At 60.6% G+C, this 3,839-nt stretch carries 5 protein-coding genes; 3 read left to right on the forward strand and 2 right to left on the reverse strand.

Annotation, left to right across the window (positions count from 1 at the left end):
* Nucleotides 1-87: 87 nt before the first annotated feature.
* Complete coding sequence (locus NUV89_RS28430) at nucleotides 88-411, reverse strand: DUF2025 family protein (protein ID WP_124524831.1); 324 nt, start codon at nucleotides 409-411, stop codon at nucleotides 88-90.
* A 232-nt stretch (nucleotides 412-643) separates the two neighbouring features.
* On the opposite strand from NUV89_RS28430, the gene NUV89_RS28435 reads away from it, so the two are divergent.
* On the forward strand, nucleotides 644-1,771 hold the full coding sequence (locus NUV89_RS28435) for a glycerophosphodiester phosphodiesterase family protein (protein ID WP_257783928.1): 1,128 nt from the start codon (nucleotides 644-646) through the stop codon (nucleotides 1,769-1,771).
* Nucleotides 1,772-2,425, forward strand: coding sequence for an AraC family transcriptional regulator (locus NUV89_RS28440; protein WP_257783929.1), 654 nt, complete (start codon nucleotides 1,772-1,774; stop codon nucleotides 2,423-2,425). It abuts the gene before it with no gap.
* Here NUV89_RS28440 and NUV89_RS28445 read toward each other — a convergent pair.
* Nucleotides 2,417-3,280: a sterol desaturase family protein gene (locus NUV89_RS28445; protein WP_257783930.1), complete on the reverse strand. Its 864-nt coding sequence runs from the start codon at nucleotides 3,278-3,280 to the stop codon at nucleotides 2,417-2,419. The genes NUV89_RS28440 and NUV89_RS28445 overlap by 9 nt on opposite strands.
* A gap of 154 nt (nucleotides 3,281-3,434) precedes the next feature.
* Between NUV89_RS28445 and NUV89_RS28450 the strand changes: the two genes are divergently transcribed.
* Nucleotides 3,435-3,740, forward strand: coding sequence for a PepSY domain-containing protein (locus tag NUV89_RS28450; RefSeq protein WP_257783931.1), 306 nt, complete (start codon nucleotides 3,435-3,437; stop codon nucleotides 3,738-3,740).
* The last annotated feature ends 99 nt before the right edge of the window (nucleotides 3,741-3,839 follow it).

The raw sequence follows: 3,839 nt of genomic DNA on the forward strand, positions 1-3,839 counted from the left end.
TGACCCACCGCATTCGCGAGCAAGCCCGCTCCCACACAAGCCCGCTCCCACATTTGGATCTTCATAAGGATGAAGATGTGTGGTGACTTAACTCACCAAACTACGCAACGCACTGATCTGCGGAATCTCCACCCGGCGCATATACACCCGCAGCGGCTCGCTGATGTTGATGCGGTCGTCGATATTCTGGTCCAGCAGCAACTGGATACGCTCGCGCGACAAGGTCATGGTGTCATCGGTGGCCGGCAGCCAGACAAATTCGGCGGTGGGGATGATGCCGTCATCGGCCACGTCCATGCCGAAGGAGTCTTCGCTGAAACGCACGATGTATTGGCCGGTCTTGCGGTTCAGGCCAACAAATCCGTGGAGTTGGTCGGCGGCCTGGCAGATAAGCTCGGAAGTGATGCGCATGGTAAACCTCACTGAAAAGTCCCACTAGGACTGGAAAGATGGTTTACACGCGTGGCAGAAATTGCGGCCCTCTGATGGGGCAGCTTCACGCAAGGTTACTGCAATGCACCACAAAAAAACCGAGAAAATTGACGCCCACGCACGTTAATGTCGGTTTGGTGATAGCGCCATTCGCAATCAATTGTTAAAAAGGAGGCCTTCTAAAAGCTACCTCCTCGAAAGGACTTCGCATATGCCGGTCACGTTTACCAAGAGCGCCCTGCTGCTCGCACTGATGCTGGGCCTTGGCCAAGCACAGGCTGCCGACCCGATCAGCCCGGCTGAATTGGCAACCAACGAAGGCATTCCGTACCCGGCGGTCATCGCCCACCGTGGCGCATCCTACGATGCCCCCGAATCCACCGCCGCTGCCTACAAGGTCGCCCGCGACCTGGGGGCCGACTACCTGGAACTGGACTTGCAGCGCAGCAAGGACGGCGTGCTGTTCGCCCTGCATGACAACAACCTGCAGCGCACCACCGACGTGGCCACCAAGTTCCCCGAGCGCAAAGACGCGCCGGCCAACGAATTCACCTGGAAAGAACTGCAAAGCCTCGACGCCGGCAGCTGGTTCAACGCCGCCTACCCCGACCGTGCGCGCCCGGGCTTCGTCGGCCTGAAAATCCAGAGCCTGGACGACATCATCAAGATCGCCGAAGGCAACCCGCAGCACAAACCCGGCCTGTACATCGAGACCAAGGAGCCCAAGCAATTCCCGGGCATCGAAGCCGACCTGAAAAACAAGCTGCTGGATAAAGGCTGGTTGAGTTCCGCCGGTTCCAAACTGGGCAAGAGCAACACCGGTGTCGGCCAGGGCAAGGGCCGCGTGGTCCTGCAAACCTTCGAAAAATCCAGCCTGGTCGAGCTGCAGAAAGAAATGCCGAACACCCCGAAAATCCTGCTGTTGTGGGTGGGTGAAGGCAGCATCGAGCCAAAATCCAAGCAGACGTTTGCCGAGTCCGGCGAAACCACCAAGGCCGCCTACTACGCCAAGCAAGAGCCGAAAGACGCCGCCGAGTTCGAAAAGTGGGTAGACGAAGCCAAGAGCCTGGGCGCCATCGGCACCGGTCCTTCGGCAGAGCTGACCGCGCACGGCGATCAAAGCTATTCGGACCTGGTCAAGCCAGAGATGAACAAGCTGACCCACGACAAAGGCCTGCTGGTGCACGTGTACACCGTGGATGAGCCGGTGGATTTCGACAAAGTGATGAAGGCCGGCGTCGATGGCATCTTCACCAACCGCGCCGCCGAACTGTTGAAGTTCTACAAGCGCTGGCCGTCGTCCAGCGTGCAAGACCTGCTGAACGACTATAAGTACTGAGTGAAGGCCGAATGGTCGGGCCGCTTGTGGTTAGGCCGTGACTACGGCCTGATCCTCGGCGAGCTGGGGCGCACCGCGCCCCATGCGCACTATGCGCATCAGTTGATGTGCAGCAAGGGCTCACCGATCACGGTCAGCCTGGAGGGCCAGGTCACCACGGCCCATCGCCTGTTTATCCCTTCGCGACACACCCACGCCATTCTTGAAACACAGGGCGAGGTCACGGTGTTGTATGCCGAACCTGCCGTGTTTGATATCGCCCCTTTGCTGCACGCGGACTTGTCCCTGGACGCCTTGCGCCAACTGCCCCGGCGCAGCCTGGACGAGCCACGCCTGGAGCGCGCCCTCAGCGCCCTCGATCAACAGCTGGGCGGCAAGGTGTCCGCCCAGGCGTTGGCCGAGGCGGCGCACCTGTCGCTCAGCCAGTTGGAGCGCCTGTTCAGCCATCGCCTCGGTGTGCCCGTGCGCCGCCTGGTGCTGTGGCGACGGTTGCGTGTCGCCCTGCAACTGGCCCTCGCCGGCAACACGCTGACCCAAGCCGCACACGGCGCGGGGTTTGCCGATTCGGCGCATTTTTCGCGGACCATGAAGCAGTTGTTCGGCGTCACGGCGGCGGCGTCATTGCGCCAGCTGGATGTGCAATTGCTACCGTAACGCCTCGGGCAATGGCGGCTCCTTGCCGGTACGAACCGGCCTGAACGGATCACGCAATTGCGCGCCATAGTCCACTGGAAAATCCGACCGGCTGCCAATGCCCAGATCCCCCGGGCCCATGCGGTAGTCATCGCGGTAAAACGCCGTGCCCAGCAGCCAGTCCCACAGGTTGAAAAACAAGCCGAAATTCACATCCCCGGCGCGGCCGTATTTCATATGGTGAAAGCGATGCACCGGTGCCCAGGCGAACACCCAGCGCAGCGGCCCCAGGCGCATGTCGACGTTGGAATGCTGCAACAGCAACTGCACCGCGATCGCCAGCGCCAGCAACAGCGCCACGTCGAGGGGAATGCCCAGCAGGATCAGCGGCAGCAGGCCTGCCGTGGCTTCGAGCATTTGGTGCAGGGGATGTTTCATCAAACCGTTGAAACCATAGAGGCGCTGAACACTGTGGTGCACCGCATGCAAACGCCACAACGGCGCGATGCGATGGCTGGCGTAATGCATCAAGGTGATGCCCGCGTCGGCCAGCACGATGGCCATCAGCAGCTGCTGCCACAGCGGCCAGCCTCGCGGCCAGATACCGTCGAACGCCAGTAACGCGGTGAGCCCCGGCAGGATCAACAGGCCCAGGGCGTTGAGGCTTTCGTTGACCAGCGTATGCAAAGTGTCGCGGCGCCGATCGCCCAGGCTGCGATTCCACTGCGGCTCGTAGGGCAACCACTGCTCCGCCAGGAACGACACCGCCACCGCCGTGGCAAAGATCAACAGCAACCACTGCGGTTGGCAGAGTGCCCAACCGACAAAGCCCAGCAGAAATGCCGGCGCATAGATCCAACTGACTAACCGTTTCATCCGAGTCTCCCTTCAAGTGAGGACCCAGCATGAAATCCCGCGCGCCCGGCGGATTGAACAAACTGCGCAACTGCTTGAATTAATTAAGGGTGAATTAAGTTGCGCTGGCTAACCTGAGGCCACTTAAACAGCTCACCCGAAAAGGATACACACGATGAAAACCCTGACCGCTTTGTTCGCCGCCACCGCCTTGACCCTGACCGCCGGCCTGGCCCAGGCCGACGTGCGCCCTGACCAGATCCCAGGCCTGTTGCAGTCCGGTGCGGTGAAGCCTTTCGAGCAGCTCAACAAAGACGCCCTGGCCAAGCACCCTGGCGCCACCATCAATGACACCGAGCTGGACGACGAAGCCGGTCGCCTGGTCTACGAAGTGGACCTGACCGACACCAGCGGCAAAAAGTGGGACATCAAGCTCGACGCCAAGACCAGCGAAGTGCTGGAAAACAAACTGGATACTTGATCAACACGCAGAACCCAATGTGGGAGCTGGCTTGTGTGGGAGCGGGCTTGCTCGCGAAAGCGGTGGGTCAGTCAACAACTATGTGACTGAAACACTGTA

Origin of the sequence: Pseudomonas sp. 18.1.10, assembly GCF_024655625.1 — a bacterium.
Classification (GTDB): domain Bacteria; phylum Pseudomonadota; class Gammaproteobacteria; order Pseudomonadales; family Pseudomonadaceae; genus Aquipseudomonas.

What these genes read in the sequence shown, in the direction of transcription:
- NUV89_RS28430 (WP_124524831.1), bottom strand. Translation starts at nt 411, where the DNA reads ATGCGCATCACTTCCGAGCTTATCTGCCAGGCCGCCGACCAACTCCAC.
- NUV89_RS28435 (WP_257783928.1), top strand. Translation starts at nt 644, where the DNA reads ATGCCGGTCACGTTTACCAAGAGCGCCCTGCTGCTCGCACTGATGCTG.
- NUV89_RS28445 (WP_257783930.1), bottom strand. Translation starts at nt 3,280, where the DNA reads ATGAAACGGTTAGTCAGTTGGATCTATGCGCCGGCATTTCTGCTGGGC.
- NUV89_RS28450 (WP_257783931.1), top strand. Translation starts at nt 3,435, where the DNA reads ATGAAAACCCTGACCGCTTTGTTCGCCGCCACCGCCTTGACCCTGACC.